The 17,200-nt window shown below is 72.1% G+C and carries 15 protein-coding genes and 1 pseudogene; 7 read left to right on the top strand and 9 right to left on the bottom strand.

From position 1 onward, the window contains the following. Nucleotides 1–697 (top strand): NAD-dependent epimerase/dehydratase family protein (locus AB0F81_RS44635; protein WP_360209172.1); only part of this gene is annotated, 697 nt, incomplete at its 5' end. A 31-nt stretch (nt 698–728) separates the two neighbouring features. Here AB0F81_RS44635 and AB0F81_RS44630 read toward each other — a convergent pair. The 8 genes and pseudogenes from AB0F81_RS44630 to aztA all read right to left on the bottom strand — a co-directional run bounded on the left by AB0F81_RS44630 (nt 729) and on the right by aztA (nt 9,604). After that, entirely contained in the window at nt 729–1,820 is a 1,092-nt protein-coding gene (locus AB0F81_RS44630) for an NYN domain-containing protein (protein ID WP_360209169.1), read from the bottom strand. 133 nt (nt 1,821–1,953) lie between these two features. Next, nucleotides 1,954–2,943, bottom strand: a pseudogene (locus tag AB0F81_RS44625) (RNA polymerase sigma factor); the annotation flags it as partial. Nucleotides 2,944–3,102: 159 nt separating this feature from the next. Further along, nucleotides 3,103–3,867, bottom strand: a complete 765-nt coding sequence (locus AB0F81_RS44620) for an ATP-binding cassette domain-containing protein (RefSeq protein ID WP_360209166.1) — start codon at nt 3,865–3,867, stop codon at nt 3,103–3,105. After that, nucleotides 3,867–4,895, bottom strand: a complete 1,029-nt coding sequence (locus AB0F81_RS44615) for an ABC transporter permease (protein WP_360209164.1) — start codon at nt 4,893–4,895, stop codon at nt 3,867–3,869. The genes AB0F81_RS44620 and AB0F81_RS44615 overlap by 1 nt, the downstream gene beginning before the upstream one ends. After that, nucleotides 4,888–6,021, bottom strand: a complete 1,134-nt coding sequence (locus AB0F81_RS44610) for a sugar ABC transporter substrate-binding protein (RefSeq protein WP_360209161.1) — start codon at nt 6,019–6,021, stop codon at nt 4,888–4,890. Before AB0F81_RS44610 ends, AB0F81_RS44615 begins: the two co-directional genes overlap by 8 nt. Nucleotides 6,022–6,030: 9 nt before the next feature. Next, a complete protein-coding gene (locus tag AB0F81_RS44605; RefSeq protein WP_360209158.1) occupies nt 6,031–7,179 on the bottom strand; it encodes an aldose epimerase family protein in 1,149 nt (382 codons plus the stop codon). Between the two features lie 288 nt (nt 7,180–7,467). Next, the gene (locus tag AB0F81_RS44600) at nt 7,468–8,988 is read right to left on the bottom strand and encodes a class I SAM-dependent methyltransferase (protein WP_360209156.1); all 1,521 of its coding nucleotides are present in this window, start codon (nt 8,986–8,988) and stop codon (nt 7,468–7,470) included. 10 nt (nt 8,989–8,998) lie between these two features. Then, nucleotides 8,999–9,604, bottom strand: coding sequence for a zinc ABC transporter ATP-binding protein AztA (gene aztA / locus AB0F81_RS44595; protein WP_360209153.1), 606 nt, complete (start codon nt 9,602–9,604; stop codon nt 8,999–9,001). 42 nt (nt 9,605–9,646) lie between these two features. Here aztA and aztB point away from each other — a divergent pair, with 42 nt between their 5' ends. From aztB to AB0F81_RS44565, 6 genes are all read left to right on the top strand, one after another. Continuing rightward, nucleotides 9,647–10,462, top strand: a complete 816-nt coding sequence (aztB, locus tag AB0F81_RS44590) for a zinc ABC transporter permease AztB (protein ID WP_360209150.1) — start codon at nt 9,647–9,649, stop codon at nt 10,460–10,462. 10 nt (nt 10,463–10,472) lie between these two features. Continuing rightward, complete coding sequence (locus tag AB0F81_RS44585; RefSeq protein ID WP_360209148.1) at nt 10,473–11,639, top strand: hypothetical protein; 1,167 nt, start codon at nt 10,473–10,475, stop codon at nt 11,637–11,639. Further along, nucleotides 11,636–12,547, top strand: a complete 912-nt coding sequence (gene aztC, locus AB0F81_RS44580; RefSeq protein ID WP_360209145.1) for a zinc ABC transporter substrate-binding protein AztC — start codon at nt 11,636–11,638, stop codon at nt 12,545–12,547. The genes AB0F81_RS44585 and aztC overlap by 4 nt, the downstream gene beginning before the upstream one ends. Before the next feature lie 81 nt (nt 12,548–12,628). Beyond that, nucleotides 12,629–13,798 (top strand): zinc metallochaperone AztD, encoded by a 1,170-nt coding sequence (aztD, locus tag AB0F81_RS44575; RefSeq protein ID WP_360209142.1) that lies wholly within the window; start codon nt 12,629–12,631, stop codon nt 13,796–13,798. Between the two features lie 184 nt (nt 13,799–13,982). Beyond that, entirely contained in the window at nt 13,983–14,957 is a 975-nt protein-coding gene (locus tag AB0F81_RS44570; protein ID WP_360209139.1) for an alpha/beta hydrolase, read from the top strand. Between the two features lie 62 nt (nt 14,958–15,019). Next, a complete protein-coding gene (locus tag AB0F81_RS44565; RefSeq protein WP_360209136.1) occupies nt 15,020–16,117 on the top strand; it encodes a helix-turn-helix domain-containing protein in 1,098 nt (365 codons plus the stop codon). A gap of 27 nt (nt 16,118–16,144) precedes the next feature. On the opposite strand, the gene AB0F81_RS44560 is transcribed toward AB0F81_RS44565, so the two are convergent. Then, on the bottom strand, nt 16,145–17,200 hold a 1,056-nt coding region (locus tag AB0F81_RS44560), incomplete at its 5' end, for a thiamine pyrophosphate-dependent enzyme (RefSeq protein ID WP_360209133.1).

Below are 17,200 nucleotides of genomic sequence, written 5' to 3'. Positions count from 1 at the left end.
GGGTGCTCGTCCTGGAGAAGGAAACCGAGCCCGCCTCGTTCGTCCTGTGCACGCCGCGGCGCTGCACGCCCCGCACGTCGGGCGGGTCAGCGACGACGAGTTCCGCGCGGTCAACGTCGAGCTCACCGGCGCGCTGGCCGCGGAGGCCGCGCGGGCCGGGGTGCGGCGCGTCGTCTACATCAGCAGCACCAGCGTGTACGGCCACGCCCTGGTCCCCACCGACCGCGCGGTCTGGGTCGACGAGAGTCTGCGGCCGCGGCCCCGCGACATCTACGACGAGACCAAACTGGCCGCCGAGGAGCTGGTCGCTGCCGGGCCGGTGCCGGCGGTCGTGCTGCGCATCGCCCGCTGTTTCCCGGAGCCGCTGCCGGTGCGGGCCGTGCACCTGCTGCACCGCGGGGTGGGACTGTCCGACGTGGCGGCGGCCGCCCGCGCCGCCGCCGAGCACGGCACGGTGACCGGCACGTTCACCATCGCCGGGCGCTACCCGTTTCGCCGGGCGGACTGCGCCGCCGTGCACCGCAACGCGGCGGCGCTGATCGCCGAGCGGCTGCCCGCGGTGGCGGCGGCGTTCCGGGACCGCGGGTGGGCACTGCCGCGCTCGCTCGACCGGGTCTACGACTCCCGCGCCGCCACGGCGGCCTTCGGGTATCAGCCGGCCTTCGGCGTGCTCGACCTGCTGCGCGCGGCCGGCTGACCGGCGCGAGCAGCAGGTCACGCGCACACCCTCAACTCGCCCGCACAAGCTGATCCTGGGGCGTGGCCGGGGCGCCGCCCTGACCGCAGTGCCGGCACCTGCCGCGCCGGCGCAGGTGGTACAGGTAGGTGGCGGCGCCGAGGCCCGCGCCCCAGGCCAGCCAGAAGACGCTGGGCAGCCACAGCGCCCAGCTGGTGCGGGTTTCCGGGGTCCAGAGCATCATCAGCCCGGCCGGGATGATGCAGACGGCGACGATCGACGCCGGGATGATCGCGAGGGCCGGCGGCACCGGGCGGCCGCGCTTGAACCAGATCCACCGGGGGTAGACCTCGCCCCACCGGCTGACCAGGCCGTGGGTGAGCACGCCGCCGGCCGCGGACGCGACGGCGCAGCCCAGTCCGATGCCGAGCATGCCGGGCGTGTCCTGCATCAGCCGCAGGAAGTCGGGGCTGATGCCGAGTGGATGGCCGAGGAACCAGGCCACTCTGGTGATCTCGTAGGGCAGCGGCGCCAGCACGGCGACCACGACCGCGATGCGGCCCCACCGCAGCAGCGCCGCCCGGGTCGGGCCTGCGCCGACCGCGCCGTGCCGCCGGCCGCAGTTGCCGCAGCCGCCGCGCACCCGGCGCTGATAGGCCACGGTGGTCGCGGCCCAGAGCAGACCACCGACGAAAATGATGATCAGGTTGACGCGGTGCCAGTAGAGGATGTCGCCGATGCCCTCCTGCTCGCCCGGCACCCCGGTGAAGGTGAACACCAGCAGCAGCGGCGCGAACGCCACCAGGGCGATCATCGTGTAGTCGGGGATGAGCAGGGTCAGCGCCGCCGCGCTGATCCAGCCGGCCGCGATCAGCGCCGTGGCGGCCCGGCCGGATCCTCGCCCGCGGGCCATGGCCAGGGCGGCGACCGCGCCGAGCAGCCCGAGCACCGCCATGACCGGCGCGACGATCTCGGCGGGGCTGCCCTCCAGGATCGATCCCGACGCCCGGTCCTCGTGGACGGGGCCGAACGGGAAGCCCCGGCCGCCGGCCGTCCAGTACCACCCGAGCAGGCCGTACAGCAGGGACCAGCCGGCTGCCGCATACCCGGCCCACGACGGCCAGCGCACCATCAAAGCGACCATGACACTCCTCGATCCCGCGGTGGAACTCGACGTGATCGAGCATCGCCGCGCGAGCGGGGCGGGCGGATCCCTCCGCCGGGCCAGCCGGCTCCCCCGGCCGGGGGAGCCGGCGGTGCGCCGTCAGCGGGCCGGCTCAGGTGAGGAAGTCGCGCAGTGACTGCGATCGTGCGGGGTGTCGCAGCTTCGACATCGTCCGCGATTCGATCTGCCGGATCCGTTCCCGGGTGACGCCGTAGACCTTGCCGATCTCGTCCAGCGTGTGCGGTGTGCCGTCGCACAGCCCGAAGCGCAGCCGGACGATCCCGGCCTCCCGGTCGGTGAGAGTCGCCAGGACCGCGTCGAGCTGGTCCTGCAGCAGGGTGAAGCTGACCGCGTCGAGGGCCACGACCGCGTCGGTGTCCTCGATGAAGTCACCGATGTGCGCCTCGCCCTCCGAGCCGAAGGTCTGATCCAGGGAGATCGGCTCGCGTGCGTACTGCTCGATCTCCAGCACCCGCTCCGGGGAGACGTCGAGTTCCCTGGCCAGTTCCGCCACCGTGGCCTCGCGGCCGTGCTGCTGAAGCAGGTCCCGGCGCAGCCGGGTGAGCTTGTTGATCACCTCGATCATGTGCACCGGGATGCGGATGGTGCGGGCCTGGTCCGCCGTGGCCCGGCTGATCGCCTGCCGGATCCACCAGGTGGCGTAGGTGGAGAACTTGTAGCCCTTGGCGTAGTCGAACTTCTCGACGGCACGGATCAGGCCGACGTTGCCCTCCTGGATGAGATCCAGGAACGGCATGTTGCGCCCGGCGTAGCGCTTGGCGATGCTGACCACCAGACGCAGGTTGGCCTCCAGCAGATGAGCCTTCGCCCGGTCCCCGTCGCGGCACACCCATCGCAGCTCTCGCAGCCGGCTGTCGGATTGCGGCTTCTCCGCCTCGTCGTGGGCACGCACCAGCTCCCGGGCGTACACACCCGCCTCGATGCGTTTGGCGATGCCGACTTCCTGTTCGGCGGTGAGCAGCGGCACCCGGCCGATCTCGCGCAGGTAGGCCCGGACGGCATCGGCCGTGACCGGGGCCTGGGCCCGCTCTCTCAGCGCGGCCTCGGTCTCCTGGCCGTCGGCGAAGAAGTCGTCATCGGCCCCACGCCCACCGTCCACAGCACTCGACATCAACCGGCTCCCGGCATGGTCGCGTAGGCGTCGCAGGCAAACCGAAACCGCTGCGGGGGGCCTCTGGTCTTCGGCGGTGCGGCCCGAAGCTCGTTCATCGTAGCCGTTGGCGACGGTGACGACGCGATCTCAGGCCGGGCCGCGCGGGCGGTGCCGGGAGTTGCGGTATTCGGCGACGACCAGTTCGGTCAGTTCCTCCAGGGAGGTGTCGGTGGCCCGCTTGTCGAAGGTGATCTCGCCGCGCTGCAGCAGGTTCACCCGGTCGCACACGTCGAGGACCTGGGCGTAGTTGTGGGCGATGATGATGACCGACACCTGGCCACGCTGTTTCAGGTCGCGGATCAGGTCGAGGATCAGCGTGCCCTCCTTGGCGCCCATCGCCGCGAGGGGTTCGTCGAGCAGCAGGATCCTCGCGTCGGAGTAGACCGAGCGGGCGACCGCGATGGCCTGGCGCTGGCCGCCGGAGAGTTTGGCGACCTCGACGGTGACGTCCGGCAGGTTCACCCCCATGTCGCGCAGGTGCTGCTCGGCGAGGCGGCGCATGGCCCGGTTGTTCAGCAGCGGCCAGCGCACCAGCTCCCGGTTGAGGAACATGTTGTGGTAGACCGACAGCTCGTTGACCAGCGCCAGGTCCTGGTAGACGGTGTCGATGCCGAGCGAGCGGGCGTGGTCGACGCTGCGCAGCACCACGTCGGCGCCGTCGACGACGATGCGCCCGGAGTCGGGCCGGTGAAAACCGCAGATGATCTTCATGAGGGTGGATTTGCCGGCGCCGTTGTCGCCGATCAGGCCGAGCACCTCGCCCTTGGCGACGTGCAGGTTCACGTCGCGCAGGGCGGTGAGCGCGCCGAAGCGTTTCGCCACGTTGAGCACGCGCAGCGCGTCGTCGGCCATCAGCTTCTCCCCGCTCGGCGTAGTCGCGACAGGTACTGGTTGGCGATCATCGAGACCAGGATGGCGAGGCCGAGGATCAGGTAGATGGTGTTGGCGCTGTAGCCGATCAGGTTGAAGCCGTTCTGCAGCTCGGCGAGGACCAGGGCGCCGAGGAACGCGCCGACGATGGTGCCGGAGCCGCCGGCCAGGGCGGTGCCGCCGATGACCGCCGCCGAGATGGCGTAGAAGGTCAGCGTGGTGCCGCCGCCGATGTTCGGGTCGATGGTGTTGATCCGGAACGCCTCCATGATGCCGACCAGGCCGCCCAGTGTGCTGGTCACCATGAAGTTGCCGATCTTGATGCGGGAGGCGCGGATGCCGGCCTCGGTGGCGCCCACCGGGTTGCCGCCGACCGAGATGGTGTGCAGGCCCCACCGGGTCCGGGTGAGGATCACGTGGAAGACCGCCACGATCAGGATCGCCCAGCTGATGCTCGCCCACGGCCCGGCGCCGAGCCAGGTCTGCCAGGTGCCCTTGGCCGGTTCCGGGATCGGCACCGGGTAGGCGTGCGAGGTGATCAGCAGGATGCCCTGCACGGCGAAGAAGGTGCCGAGGGTGGTGACGAACGAGGGCACTTTCAGCTTGGTGACGACCAGGCCGTTGAACAGGCCGATGCCCGCCGAGATCAGCAGCGCCCCGACCAGCCCGAGCAGGACCGGCTGGCCGTAGAAGTCGACGGCGAAGTGCAGCAGGAACGGGGCGAGCGCGGCCACGATCCCGACCGACAGGTCGATCTCGCCGCTGACCAGCAGCAGCACGATGCCGACCGCGACGATCGCGACCGGGGCGGTGGCCTGCGCGATGTTGATCAGGTTGTTGCGGGTGAGGAAGGCCGGGCTGGCCCACCGGAAGTAGATCATCAGGCCGAGCGCGACGAGCAGCACGCTCGCCTCCCGGCGGCGCAGGAACCCGTCCAGGACGCGACGGCCCACGGTGAGGGCCGGCCCGCGCCGGCCGGCCCTCACCTCGGCCACGGCCGGTTCAGCCATGGGGAATCGGCCCGGAGCGGGGTACGAGGACCTGGTCGGTCGCCGAGCCCTGATAGCGGGTCTTGGTGCTCTGGTACGGCCCGACGTTCTCCTTGGTGACGAACAGCAGCCCGGTGTTGGTCTCGCTGGGCGCCATCAGCCCGCCGGACAGCTTGTACAGGTAGAGGTAGACGACCGGCAGGAACCCTTGCAGGTACGGCTGCTGGTCGATGGTGTAGTCGAGGCTGCCCTCCTGGATGCCGGTCAAAGTCTCCGGGATCAGGTCGAAGCCACCGGCCACCTTCAGGCTCTTGCCGCGCATGTCGTACTTCTTGACCACCTGCCCGACCGAGGAGGTGGAGCCGGCGTCGACGGCGAGCATGCCGGCCAGGTTCTGGTGGCCCTGCGCGTACGCGTCGATGATCGACAAACCGCGGGTGACGTCGGCGTTCGTGGCCACCGCGGTGAAGGTGATCGACTTGCCGGAGTCCTTGAACGCCTGCTGCGCCCCGTCGATGCGCGGCTGGATGTTGAGCGCGCCGGGGGTGGCGATGAACCCCACCACCTCACCGGACTCCACCTGCTGCAGGGCCCGCTGCCCGAGCGCGTACCCGGACTCGTACAGGCCCTGCCCGATGTAGGCCAGCCGGTTGGTGCCCGGGTCGCCGCGCGCCCCGTCGGCGTTGTAGGACACCACCGGGATCCCGGCGTCGAGGGCCTGGTTGACCGGGCCGTTGAACGCGTCCTTGTCGACCACGGCGATCGCGATCCCGTCGACCTTCGCGCTGACCGCGGTGTTGGTGGCGTTGACCATCTCGGCGACGATCGAGTTCTGCGAGCCGGTCCACTGCGGCTTCTCGAGGCCGAGCAGGGTGGCCGCGTCCTCCATCCCGTACTGGGTGGGGGTGAAGAACGGGTTGGTGGTCACGTGGTTGACGAAGGTGAACTTCCATTTCGGGGTCTCCGGGAAGTTCCCGGCGCCCCCGGTCGACTCGTCGTCCTGCTGCGGTGAGCAGGCGCTCAGCAGGGCGCCCGCCGCCAGCGACGCGCTGAACAGGCCGGTCCCGGAGAGCAGCCGCCGCCGTGACACCGGATTGAGGTCCAGCGTGGAGACGGCCTGCTCGACCTTCGGATGAATTCTGGACATGGATGCCTCTCAGCGCGTCACGCCGAACCGGTAGACCGTGGTGCTCCGGTAGTCGTCCCCGGGGCGCAGCACGGTCGACGGGAAGTTCGGGTGGTTCGGAGAATCGGGGTAGTGCTGGGTCTCCAGGGCGAAACCGTCGCCCTGGCGGTAGGCCCGGCCGCTGGTGCCGTACAGGGTGCCGTCGAGGAAGTTCCCGCCGTAGAACTGCAGTCCGGGCTCGGTGGTCCAGATGCTGATCCGCCGGCCGCTGTCCGGGTCGCTGGCCCGGGCGGCGAAGCGCAGTCCCCGCCGCGGGTCGAGCACCCAGTTGTGGTCGTAGCCGCGCCCGTACACGATCTGCTGGAAGTCGCTGCGGTTGCGCGCGCCGATCGGCGTGGCCCGGGTGAAGTCCATCGGGGTGCCGGCCACCGCGTCGATCGCGCCGGTCGGGATGAGCGTGGCGTCGACCGGCGTGTAACGCCGGGCGTCGATCTGCAGCAGGTGGTCGTCGATGGTGCCGGTGCCCTCGCCGCCGAGGTTCCAGTAGGCGTGGTTGGTCAGGTTGACGATGGTGGCCCGGTCGGTGGTGGCGTGGTAGTCGATCCGGATCTCCTGCTCGTCGGTGACCGTGTAGGTGACCGTGGTGCGCAGGGTGCCCGGGTAGCCTTCCTCGAGGTGCGGGCTGGTGTAGGTCAGCCGCAGCCCGACCGAGTCGCGCCCGGTGAGCGCGGTGGCGGCCCAGACCCGCTTGTCGAAGCCGACGGTGCCGCCGTGCAGGTGGTTGGGCGCGTTGTTGTTGGCCAGCCGGTAGGTGACCCCGTCGAGCACGAACGTGCCGTTCGCGATCCGGTTGCCGTACCGGCCGATGATCGCCCCGAAGTAGGGCGCGTTGTCGCTGTCGAGGTAGCCGGCGAGGTCAGCGAAGCCGAGCGTCACGTTGGCGAGCCGGCCCTGGCGGTCGGGGGTCTCGACGGTCTGCAGGATGCCGCCGTAGGTCAGGATCCGGACCCGCAGCCGGCCGTTGGTCAGGGTGTAGCGCTCGACGCTCTGGCCGCCGGCGCTGCCGAAGGCCTCCTTGGTGATGCTGGGTCTGCCTCCGGCCTGCGACGTCGGGGCGCCCAGCACCCCGACGGTGATCATCATGAGCAGAACGGTGCCCGCGCGTATCAGTGCCTTCATGGTCTCGTCCCATAGGCGAGGCGCCACGCCGCCGCCGGCGTGGCGGACGGATCTCGGGGTGCTGGCCCCGGCGGTGAGTGAGCGTTGCCGGGGACGGTCGGTTCCGCGATCGGAATCGGCCCGGATACGAGTGCTGCCCCGGACCGTAGGCACTCCCATGGACCAGCGTCAATCAGCTGATCGTCGGCGGTGGCTCAGATGATCCGGTCCCCCGGGCCGGTCGCTCGGGGGACCGCTCCCAGCAAAATTGTGAGCGCTAACCCTGGGCGGGTTTCCCCATGTGGTAAATCAGCTGTGGTGCGGGCGGCGGGCCACGACCAGCAGGTGGGTGGTGGGCCAGTCGAGCGGGCGGCCGTCGAGGTCGGCCAGGGCGGCGACCGGGGCGATCCGGTTCTCGACGATCCAGTCGTTGCGGATCGGCGCCGAGGCCGCATCCAGCTCGAAGCCGACCTCGGTGAGCAGCGCTGACCATTCGGCGAACGACAGCCCGCAGAACTGCTCGCGGGTCTCCGACAGCCAGTTGTCGACGTAGTCCTTGCGGGTCAGGAAGTCCATCGCGGCGCCCAGCTCGATGCGCACCGTGTCCTCGCCGACCGCCGTGAAGTCGCACGGGAACGCGAAGTCGAGCGCGAACTGGTCCAGCCGGGCGCGCGTGGACAGGCTCTGCACGTACGTCTTGATCTGCCCGGACGAGCAGGTGGCGAGATCAGGCCGGGCCGATGCGGGGTTGGCGCCGTCGGTGGTGGACAGCCGCAGCAGCACCTCGCGGCGGCGCTCGTCCGGGCCGCACACGTCGCTGTTGATCCAGACGCCGCCGGGCGCGGTGTGCGCGAAGATGCGGCGGGCGAACTGCAGCAGCGACTCACGCTGCCGGCCGTAGGACCAGATCTCGTGGGTCAGCGCGAAGGTGAGCGTGGTGTCCACCGAGCGGTCCGCGAAGATCGCGCCGCCGAGCACGTTGCGCTGGTAGAAGTACACGTTGGCGTTGCGGAAGACGCCCTGCGCCTTCTTGTGCAGGCACTCGGAGTAGAGGTGGCGGGCGACCTCGACGCCGATCAGGTCGCTCTCGTGCAGCCCGGGCTCACGGTCGGCCAGCTCCAGGACCGCGCCGGCGCCGCAGCCGATGTCCACGATCCGGCCCGGCCGCACGTGCCGGCGCACCGCCGCCCACTTGCGGGTGGCGGCGTCGGCGAACGCCTCCACGTAGGTGCGGTAGTCGCGGGTGGCGGTGAGCCCGCCCTCGTCGCCGACGAGCGGGTCGTTGACCACGGTGCGCACCGTGTCGGTCAGCCGGTAACGCTCGTAGACATCGACGGTGGCCGGGTGCGCCAGCTCGCGCCACGACTCGTCGCCGGCCGCCAGGCGCAGCAGCACGTCCCACGGGCGCTGCGGCGAGACCGTCAGTTTCGGATCGGCCTCGACCTCGGCGATGGCGAAGCCGAGCCCTTCGTAGAGCTTGGCGACCTCCGGCGTGGAGCAGGCGACCACGGTGTCGCTCGGGGTCAGTTCGATGCCGGTGGCGACCGCGATGCTCTTGAGGGTGACCTCGGCGAACGCGTCCGTCGGCGCGGTGTCGAAGATCGGCACGACCAGCGAGCGCAGGCCGCTGAGCAGGCTGAACCGCTCGATCGCGGCTTCGCGCCGGTGGTAGGCGACCGGGTTGCGCCGGGTGTTCTCGTGGTTCGCCGAGGTGACCGCCCAGACGATGGTGGCCGCGCCCAGCCCGCTCAGGTACTCCGCCTGGAAGCGGGTCAGCAGATGGTGGCGCCCCGGGAAGAGCACGAAGCGTGGCTGGTCGATTCTGATCACCTCGGCCGGATCATAGCGGGCTCGCCAGCGTCACGATCGCGCCGGCCAGCGCCGCCTCCCCGGCGTCGTGGCTGGCCACCACCATCGCGGCGCCGGCACGCACCCGCTCGCCGAGCAGCTCGTGCACGCGGGCGCGGCTGGCCGCGTCGAGGGCCGCGGTCGGCTCGTCCAGCAGGTAGACGTCGGCCTGCTGGACCAGCGCCTGGGCGATCAGGGTGCGCTGCCGCTGGCCGCCGGAGAGCTCCCGCAGCCGGCGGCGGGCCAGGTGGGCGAGGTCGAGCCGTTCCATGATCTCGGTCACCGCGGCCCGGTCGTGGCGGCCGAGGCGCCGGCGCGGGGTGAACCGTCCGATCCGGACGCACTCGGCGACGGTCAGCGGCAGCCCGTCGATGTCCGGGGTGCGCTGCGGCAGCAGGGACAGCCGGGTGCCGGCCGGGTGCCGCACGGCGCCCTCGGCCGGTGTCTCGACGCCGGCCAGCAGGTGCAGCAGGGTGCTCTTGCCGCAGCCGTTCGGGCCGGTCACCGCCACCATGCTCGCGGCGCCGACGTGCAGGTCCACGCCACGCAGGACGGGCACCCCGGCGTAGCGGAAGCCCAGTTGTTCAGCGGTCAACATCCAGTAACGATAACCGTTTTCATTACCGGTATATTCGGCCGGGTGCTGCTCGAACCGTTCACCGTGTCCTTCGTCGTCCGCGCCCTGATCGGCGGTGTGCTGCTGGCCGCTGCCTGCGCCCTGGTCGGCGTCTGGGTGATCTCGCGCGGCATGACCTTCCTCGGCGAGGCGATGAGCCACGGCATGCTGCCCGGCGTCGCGATCGCCTCCCTCCTCGGCGGCAACCTCGTCACCGGGGCCGCCGCCAGCGCCTTCGCCATGGCGGCCGGGGTCAACGCCCTGCGGCACCACCGCGAGTTCGGCCGCGACACCAGCATCGGGCTGCTCTTCGTCGGCATGCTCTCGGCCGGCGTCATCATCGTGTCGCACTCCCGCTCGTTCGCCACCGACCTCACCGCCTTCCTCTTCGGCGACGTGCTCGCCATCGGCCGGGCCGACCTGCTGCTGCTCGGCGCCGCCGTCGCGGTCATCGCCGTCACCTCCGCGATCTGCTACCGGCCGTTCCTGGCGCTCACCTTCGACCCGCGCAAGGCCCGCACCCTCGGCCTGCGCCCCGACCTCGCCAACGCGGTGATGCTGGCCCTGCTCACCCTCACCATGGCGGTCGCCTTCAGCGTCGTGGGCACCCTGCTCGCCTTCGGCATGCTCATCGCCCCCTCCGCCACGGCACTGCTGGTCGCCCGCCGGGTGCCCGCCGTGATGGCCGCCGCCTTCGCGTTCGGCGCGGCCGCCACCGTCGCCGGCCTGTGGATCTCCTGGCACGCGGCCACCGCCGCCGGCGCCACCATCGCCGCGGTCGCCGTCGCGATCTTCTTCGTCGTGCTCGGCGCACGACGGCTCACACCCACCCCCGCCTGAAAGGACACCCGTGACCACCACCCGAACCCGGCGCCTGGCCGGCGCGGCGCTGCTCAGCCTCACGCTGCTCGCCTGCGGCACGCCGGACGAACCCGAGGACGTCCCGCACGGCTACGTCGCCGGCGCCGAGGAGTTGCCCGAGGCGCAGACCACCATCGCCTACGCCGCCCGCGACGGCCGCCGGCTGCACCTGCTCGACCTGGCCACCGGCTCGCAGAAACCGATCGACCTCACCGTCAGCGCCCGCACCATCAGCGAGGACGGCCGCTTCGTCTACGTCCACGACGGCGACCGCCGCCTCGAGATCGTCGACACCGGGGTGTGGACCGTCGACCACACCGACCACGTGCACTACTACCGGGCGCCGGCCCGCTCGCTGGGAGTGCTCACCGCCGACGCGACGATCACCACGGTCGCCGGCTTCGGCGCCCACACCACCGTCGGCACCGCCGACGGGACGATCACCGTGCTCGACCGGCGTGAGCTGGAGTCAGGCGCGATCGTCAAGCTGACCGAGATCGACAGCCGCAGCGCCACGGCGCTGGCCGTACCGTACGCCGACGGCCTGCTCGTCGCCGCCGGCGACGATCCCACCAAGCCCGCCGACCGCATCGTCGCGATGGACGCCGACGGCCGCGAGACCGGCGCCCTGCGGGCGCCGTGCCCCACACCGGGCGCCTGGGTCACCCTGCGCGCCGGCGCGATCATCGCCTGCGACAACCATCTGGTACGGGTGAAGCTGGACAACGACCGCCTGACCGCAAAGGCCCTGCCCGCACCGGACGTGCCCGGCCACTTCGGCTACCGCCCGCGCAGCAACGAGGCGGCCGCGGCCGGCCGCACCGGCATCCTGTCGGTGCACGCCTCCCAGGCCACCGTGCGGCACCTGCCCGCCGCCGGCCGCCGGATCGTGGCCGCCGCCTCCCCGGCCGACGGCACGACCGTGCTCGCCCTCGACCGCTCCGGCACCCTGCTCAGCTACGACCTGGAGACCGGCAGGATCCTCGCCGAGAAACCACTGCGCGCGGCCGGCCTCACCCTCGACATCAACCGCGCCTACCTACCCGAACCCGCCGCCCGGGTGATCCACGAGATCGACTACCGGGACGGGCTGCGCACCGCCCGCACCCTGCCGGCCACCGAACAACCCGACCTCATGGTGGAGCTCGGCCGATGACGCGCCGGCTGCTCGCGGCGCTGGCCGCCACCGCCGCCCTGCTGACCGGCACGGTTGCCTGCACCTCGCCCGACCGGGCGACCATCGTGGTTACCACGAACATCCTCGGGGACATCGTCACCGAGATCACCGGCGACCAGGCCCGGGTCAGCGTGCTGATGAAACCCGACGCCGACCCGCACTCCTTCGCCGTCTCGGCCCGCGAGGCGCACACCATGCAGACCGCCGACCTGGTCGTCTACAACGGACTCGGACTGGAGGAGGGCGTGCTGCGCCACGTCGAGGCGGCCCGCTCCGAAGGCGTCCCCACCCTCGAGGTGGGCGCCCGCGTCGCACCGATGGAATACCGCGACGGCGACGCCGCCGGCCTGCCCGACCCACACTTCTGGACCGACCCGGCCCGCGTGGTCGCCGCCGTCGAACTGCTCGCCGACCAGATCGCCGAACACGTCGACGGGGTGGACGCGGCAGCCGTGCGGCAGCGGGCGCAGGCCTACGCCGGTGAGGTCGGCGAGCTGGACGCCGAACTGGAGCGGCGCTTCGCCGCGATCCCGGCGTCGCGCCGGGTCCTGGTGACCAACCACCACGTCTTCGGCTACCTGGCCGACCGCTACGGCCTGCGGGTCATCGGCACGATCATCCCGAGCGGCACCACGCTGGCCTCACCGAGCGCCGCCGACCTCGCCGAGCTGGCCACCGCGGTCCGCACTCACCGGGCGCCGGCGATCTTCGCCGACACCTCCCAGCCGGCCCGGCTCGCCGAGGTGCTCGCCGCCGAGGCCGGCCTCGACGTACGCGTCGTCGCGCTCTACTCCGAGTCGCTCAGCGCCGCCGACGGCGAGGCCGCGAGTTACCTGGCCATGATGCGGTTCAACACCGACGCGATCCTCGGCGCCCTCGCCTCCTGACCCCCGCTGCAACGGCCCGCACGGGCCCCTGTACGGTCCTTAATGAAAACGGTTTTCGTTATCAAATCTGGGGAGACTGTCGTGACCCGACGAACCATCCGCACCCTCGCCGCCCTGGCGACCGCCTCACTCGCCCTCACCGCCTGCGCCGACAACCCCGACACCGAGAACGCCGCCGCCACCGCGCCGGCCGTCAAGGACCCCCTGGCCATCACCCACGAAGGCGGCATCGCCGTCCTCGACGGCGAAACCCTCAAGGTGGCCCACACCGTCGCGCTCGGCGGCTTCAACCGGGTCAACCCGGCCGGCGACGACCGCACCGTCGTCGTCTCCACCGAAGAGGGCTTCCGCATGCTCGACGCGGGCGCCGGCAAGATGACCGACGTCAGCTACCTGGGCGCCAAACCCGGCCACGTGGTCCTGCACGGCGACCGGACCATCCTGTTCACCGACGGCACCGGCGAGGTCAACAGCTTCAACCCGGCCGACCTGGCCAAGGGCAAGCCCGCCGGCCGGCAGTACAAGACCGCCCAGCCGCACCACGGCGTCGCCGTCGAACTCAAGGACGGCACCATGATCGTCACCCTCGGCACCGAGGAGGACCGGCCCGGCGCGATCGCCCTGGACAGGGACGGCAAGGAGATCGCCCGCAGCGAGCAGTGCCCCGGCGTGCACGGCGAGGCCGTCGCCCAGGGCGAGGTCGTCGGCCTCGGCTGCAAGGACGGCGTGCTGCTGTTCAAGAACGGCGCCTTCGTCAAGGTCAAGGGCGACCGGGCGTACAGCGCCGTGGGCACCCAGGCCGGCACCGACGCCTCCCCCGTCCTGCTCGGCGACTACAAGATCGACCCGGACGCCGAGCGCGAGTTCCCCTCGAACTTCTCGCTGATCGACACCGCGGCGAACACGCTCAAGGTGGTGCCGATGCCGCAGGGCGTCAGCTACAGCTTCCGGTCGCTGGGCCGCGGCCCCAAGGGTGAGGGCCTGATCCTCGGCACCGACGGCAAGCTGCACGTCGTCGACCCGCAGGCCGGCAAGCTGGTCAACTCCTGGCCGGTCGTCGGCGCCTGGCAGGAGCCGGTGGACTGGCAGCAGCCGCGCCCGGCGCTGTTCGTCCGCGGCGACGACGCCTACATCACCGAACCGGCCACCAAGAAGGTGCACCGCCTCGACCTGAGCAGCGGCCAGGTCGTCGGCTCGGCCACCCTCGACGCCACCCCGAACGAGATCAGCGGCACCCTCGCCGCGCACTGATCGGCCGTGTGGATTTCGGGCTCGTACCGGGTCCGAAATCCACACACCCTCTAGCGCATCCTAGGAACCTAGATGGATGCCCCGCCAGATGGCGGGAAGCTTCCGCCGCGCGGCGGGGCGTCGGGCCGGACTCGATCACCACAATGAAGTGATCGCGGTCACACAGCCCGTTCGGAGGTCCCGCATGACGACCGTAAGCCCGCCCCCGCCCTTCGACCCCGAGCTGGCCGCCGCGCTCAGCGTGGTCGGCGAGTCCCTGCCACCCTCACTGACCGCCGACATGATCCAGCCGATGCGTTCCGGGTCGCTGCTCGCCGACCCCACCGACGAGGACCTGGCCCGCGGCGGCGCCTTCACCGTCGCCCGGCGCACGGTGCCCGGGCCGGCCGGCGCCCCCGAGATCGAGCTGCTCATCCTCACCCCGGCCGGGGCCCGCACCACCCTGCCCGGGATCTACCACACCCATGGCGGCGGCATGATCGTCGGCAACAACCGCAGCGGCGTCGACGTGCTGCAGGACTGGGCCACCGAGGTGCCGGCGGTCATCGTCTCGGTCGAGTACCGGCTCGCCCCCGAACACCCGCACCCCGCCCCGGTCGAGGACTGCTACGCCGGCCTGGTGTGGACCGCTGAGCACGCCGCCGAACTCGGCATCGACCCGCACCATCTGATCGTGGCGGGCGCCAGCGCCGGCGGCGGGCTGGCCGCGGCGCTGGCCCTGCTGGCCCGCGACCGGGGCGGGCCGGCGCTGGCCGGGCAGATGCTGCTCTGCCCGATGATCGACGACCGCAACGACACCCCGTCCGCGGTGCAGATGGCCGGGCTCGGCGTCTGGGACCGCACCTCCAACGACACCGGCTGGACCGCCCTGCTCGGCGCCGCCCGCGGCGGACCGGACGTCTCGCCCTACGCAGCGCCGGCCCGCGCGACCGACCTGTCCGGGCTGCCGCCGGCGTTCATCGACGTCGGCTCGGCGGAGACCTTCCGCGACGAGGACGTCACCTACGCCAGCCGGATCTGGCAGGCCGGCGGGCAGGCCGAGCTGCACGTCTGGCCGGGCGGTTTCCACGGCTTCGACATGATGGTGCCGCAGGCGGCGGTGTCGCAGGAGGCCCGCGCGGCCCGGGTGCGGTGGCTGCGCCGGCTGCTCGGGGCATAGTCGCAGGCCGCGGGCCGTTCGGGGCATAGCCGCGGGCCGCGACGGGGAGGCAGGATGAACCGGTGAAAGACCTCGCCGTCCGGCTCGCCGCGCTCGACCCCGACGCCGGGGCGGCGCTGCGCGTCATCGCCTACTTCGACCGGCTGGCCGAGGGCCGCGCCGGGCTGCAGACCATCGTCCGGGGCGCAGCCGTGCTGGCCGGCTGCCCGGCCCGGCTGACCGACGACGCCCGGCGCATCCAGTTGCGGGTCCAGCCGGACGGCACCGACGCCACCGCCGGCCCGCCGGACCCGTCCTGGATGTCGGTCGGCGTGGCGGACCAGGCGGTCCTCTGGCTGGAACGTCCCGGACCGCCCGGTCCCGTCGACGCGATGGTCCTGGAACGGGCCGCCGGCGCCGCCCGCGCCGTCCTCGAACGCACCCGGCGGCAGATCCCGCCGGCCGACCCGGCGTCGGTCGAGCTGACGCTCGACGCCGCCGCCCCGGAACACCTCCGGCTCACGGCCGCAGCCCGGCTCGGCCTCAAACCGTCGGATCAGGTACGAGCGATCGCGTACGCCGGCGCCCCACCCGCCCTGCTCGCCGCAGGAAACCGCCGGATCGGGCATCCAGTCGAGACCGACACCGGCCGAATGACGTCCGTCGGACCACTCCAGCACGCCGCTGGCAGACCCGGCGGGACAACAGCGGCTGACAACGGACTCGACGCCACGATCACGGTGCAGCGGGCCGGCATCGGACCCGCCGGACCGGTCGCCGACCTGCCCACCTCCTACACCGCGGCCCGGATCGCCCTGCGCTTCACCGCCACTGGCACCGAAGCGGATCCCGGCCCCACGGTCGTGCACGCCGACCGGCTCGGCGGCCTGGCCCTGCTGGCCGCCACGGTCGGGCCGGGCACCGAACCGATCCCCGACGTCCGCGCTCTCGATCGTGTCGCAGCCTGCGCACCCTGGGCCCTGGCCACGCTGGACGCCGTGGCGGAGACGCTCAGCCTGCGCGCGGCCGCAACCCAGCTCCGCGTGCACCACTCCACCCTGCAGGAACGCCTCACCCATGCCGCCCCGCTGCTCGGCTGGGACATCCGCGAACCGCAGGGCCGGTTACGCCTGCAGGTCGCCCTGGCTCTGCGCCGCCTGCACCGCAACGGCCCCGCCTGACGACCGGCGTGTGGGCTCCGGCCGGGATCAGTGGCCCCGGAAGGCCTCCTCCAGCCACCAGGACGGGCGGCCGAAGGTGACCTTGATGTCCAGGACCATGGGGACGTCACGGGGACCGGCCAGCCACTGTTTCACCGCGTTCAGGTCGGCCGGGGCCCGCACGGTCGCCGCCGCGCAGCCGTAGCCACGGGCGATCGCGGCCAGGTCGGTCTCCGGGAACACCACCGTGGACAGCGGATGACCGCCCGGTCCGAAGTGGTGCACCTCGGCGCCGTACGCCTCGTCGTTGTAGACCGCGACCAGCATGCCCAGGCCGAGCCGGCGGATGGTCTCCAGTTCGGCGATGCCCATCAGGAACCCGCCGTCCCCGCACGCCGCCACCGGCAGCCGGTCCGGCGCGGCCAGCGCCGCGCCGAGGGCGCTGGCCAGGCCCAGCCCGACCGACTGGAACGCCTGGGTGAAACAGAACCCGCGATGGTCCGGCACCGACAGGAACATCGACGGGTAACCCATGAAGTTGCCGGAGTCCACGGCCACCACCCGCTCGGCGGGCAACAGGTCGTCCAGCGCGATCGTGACCGTGCGCGGGTCGATGCGGGTGCCGTCCCCGTCGTCGGTGTACGCCACGTCCCGCCACCGGCCCTGAGCGGCCAGCTTCGCCCGTACCGATGGGGTGCGATAACCGGAACGGCGGCCGGCAAGCGCGCTGCGGACCGCGACGGCGCTGGTCCTCGCGTCGCCGACGACGCCCAGGTCGGCACGGTGATGTCCGCCGACGGCGGCCGGGTCGAGATCGACCTGGACCACCGTGGCGTCCGCGGCGACCAGGCCGCCGTGGCGGCTGGTCCACATGTTCAGCGAGGCGCCCCAGGTCACCACCACGTCGGCCGCGGCGATCAGTTCGGCGGCGAGCGGGGTGGCGAAGCCGCCGGACACGTCCAGGTTCCACTCGTCGCCGGCGAACAGGCCCTTCGCGGCGGCCGAGGTGGCCAGCAGCGCCCCGCACTCGGCCGCCAGGTCGGTGAGCTCGGTGCGCGCGCCGGTCGCGCCGCGCCCGGCGATGAAGACCGGCCGGGCCGCGGC

Source organism: Actinoplanes sp. NPDC024001 (genome assembly GCF_040638955.1).
In the GTDB taxonomy this organism is placed as follows: domain Bacteria; phylum Actinomycetota; class Actinomycetes; order Mycobacteriales; family Micromonosporaceae; genus Actinoplanes.
Note: the sequence above shows the minus strand (reverse complement) of the source record. Positions and strands in the feature narration are given on the sequence as shown.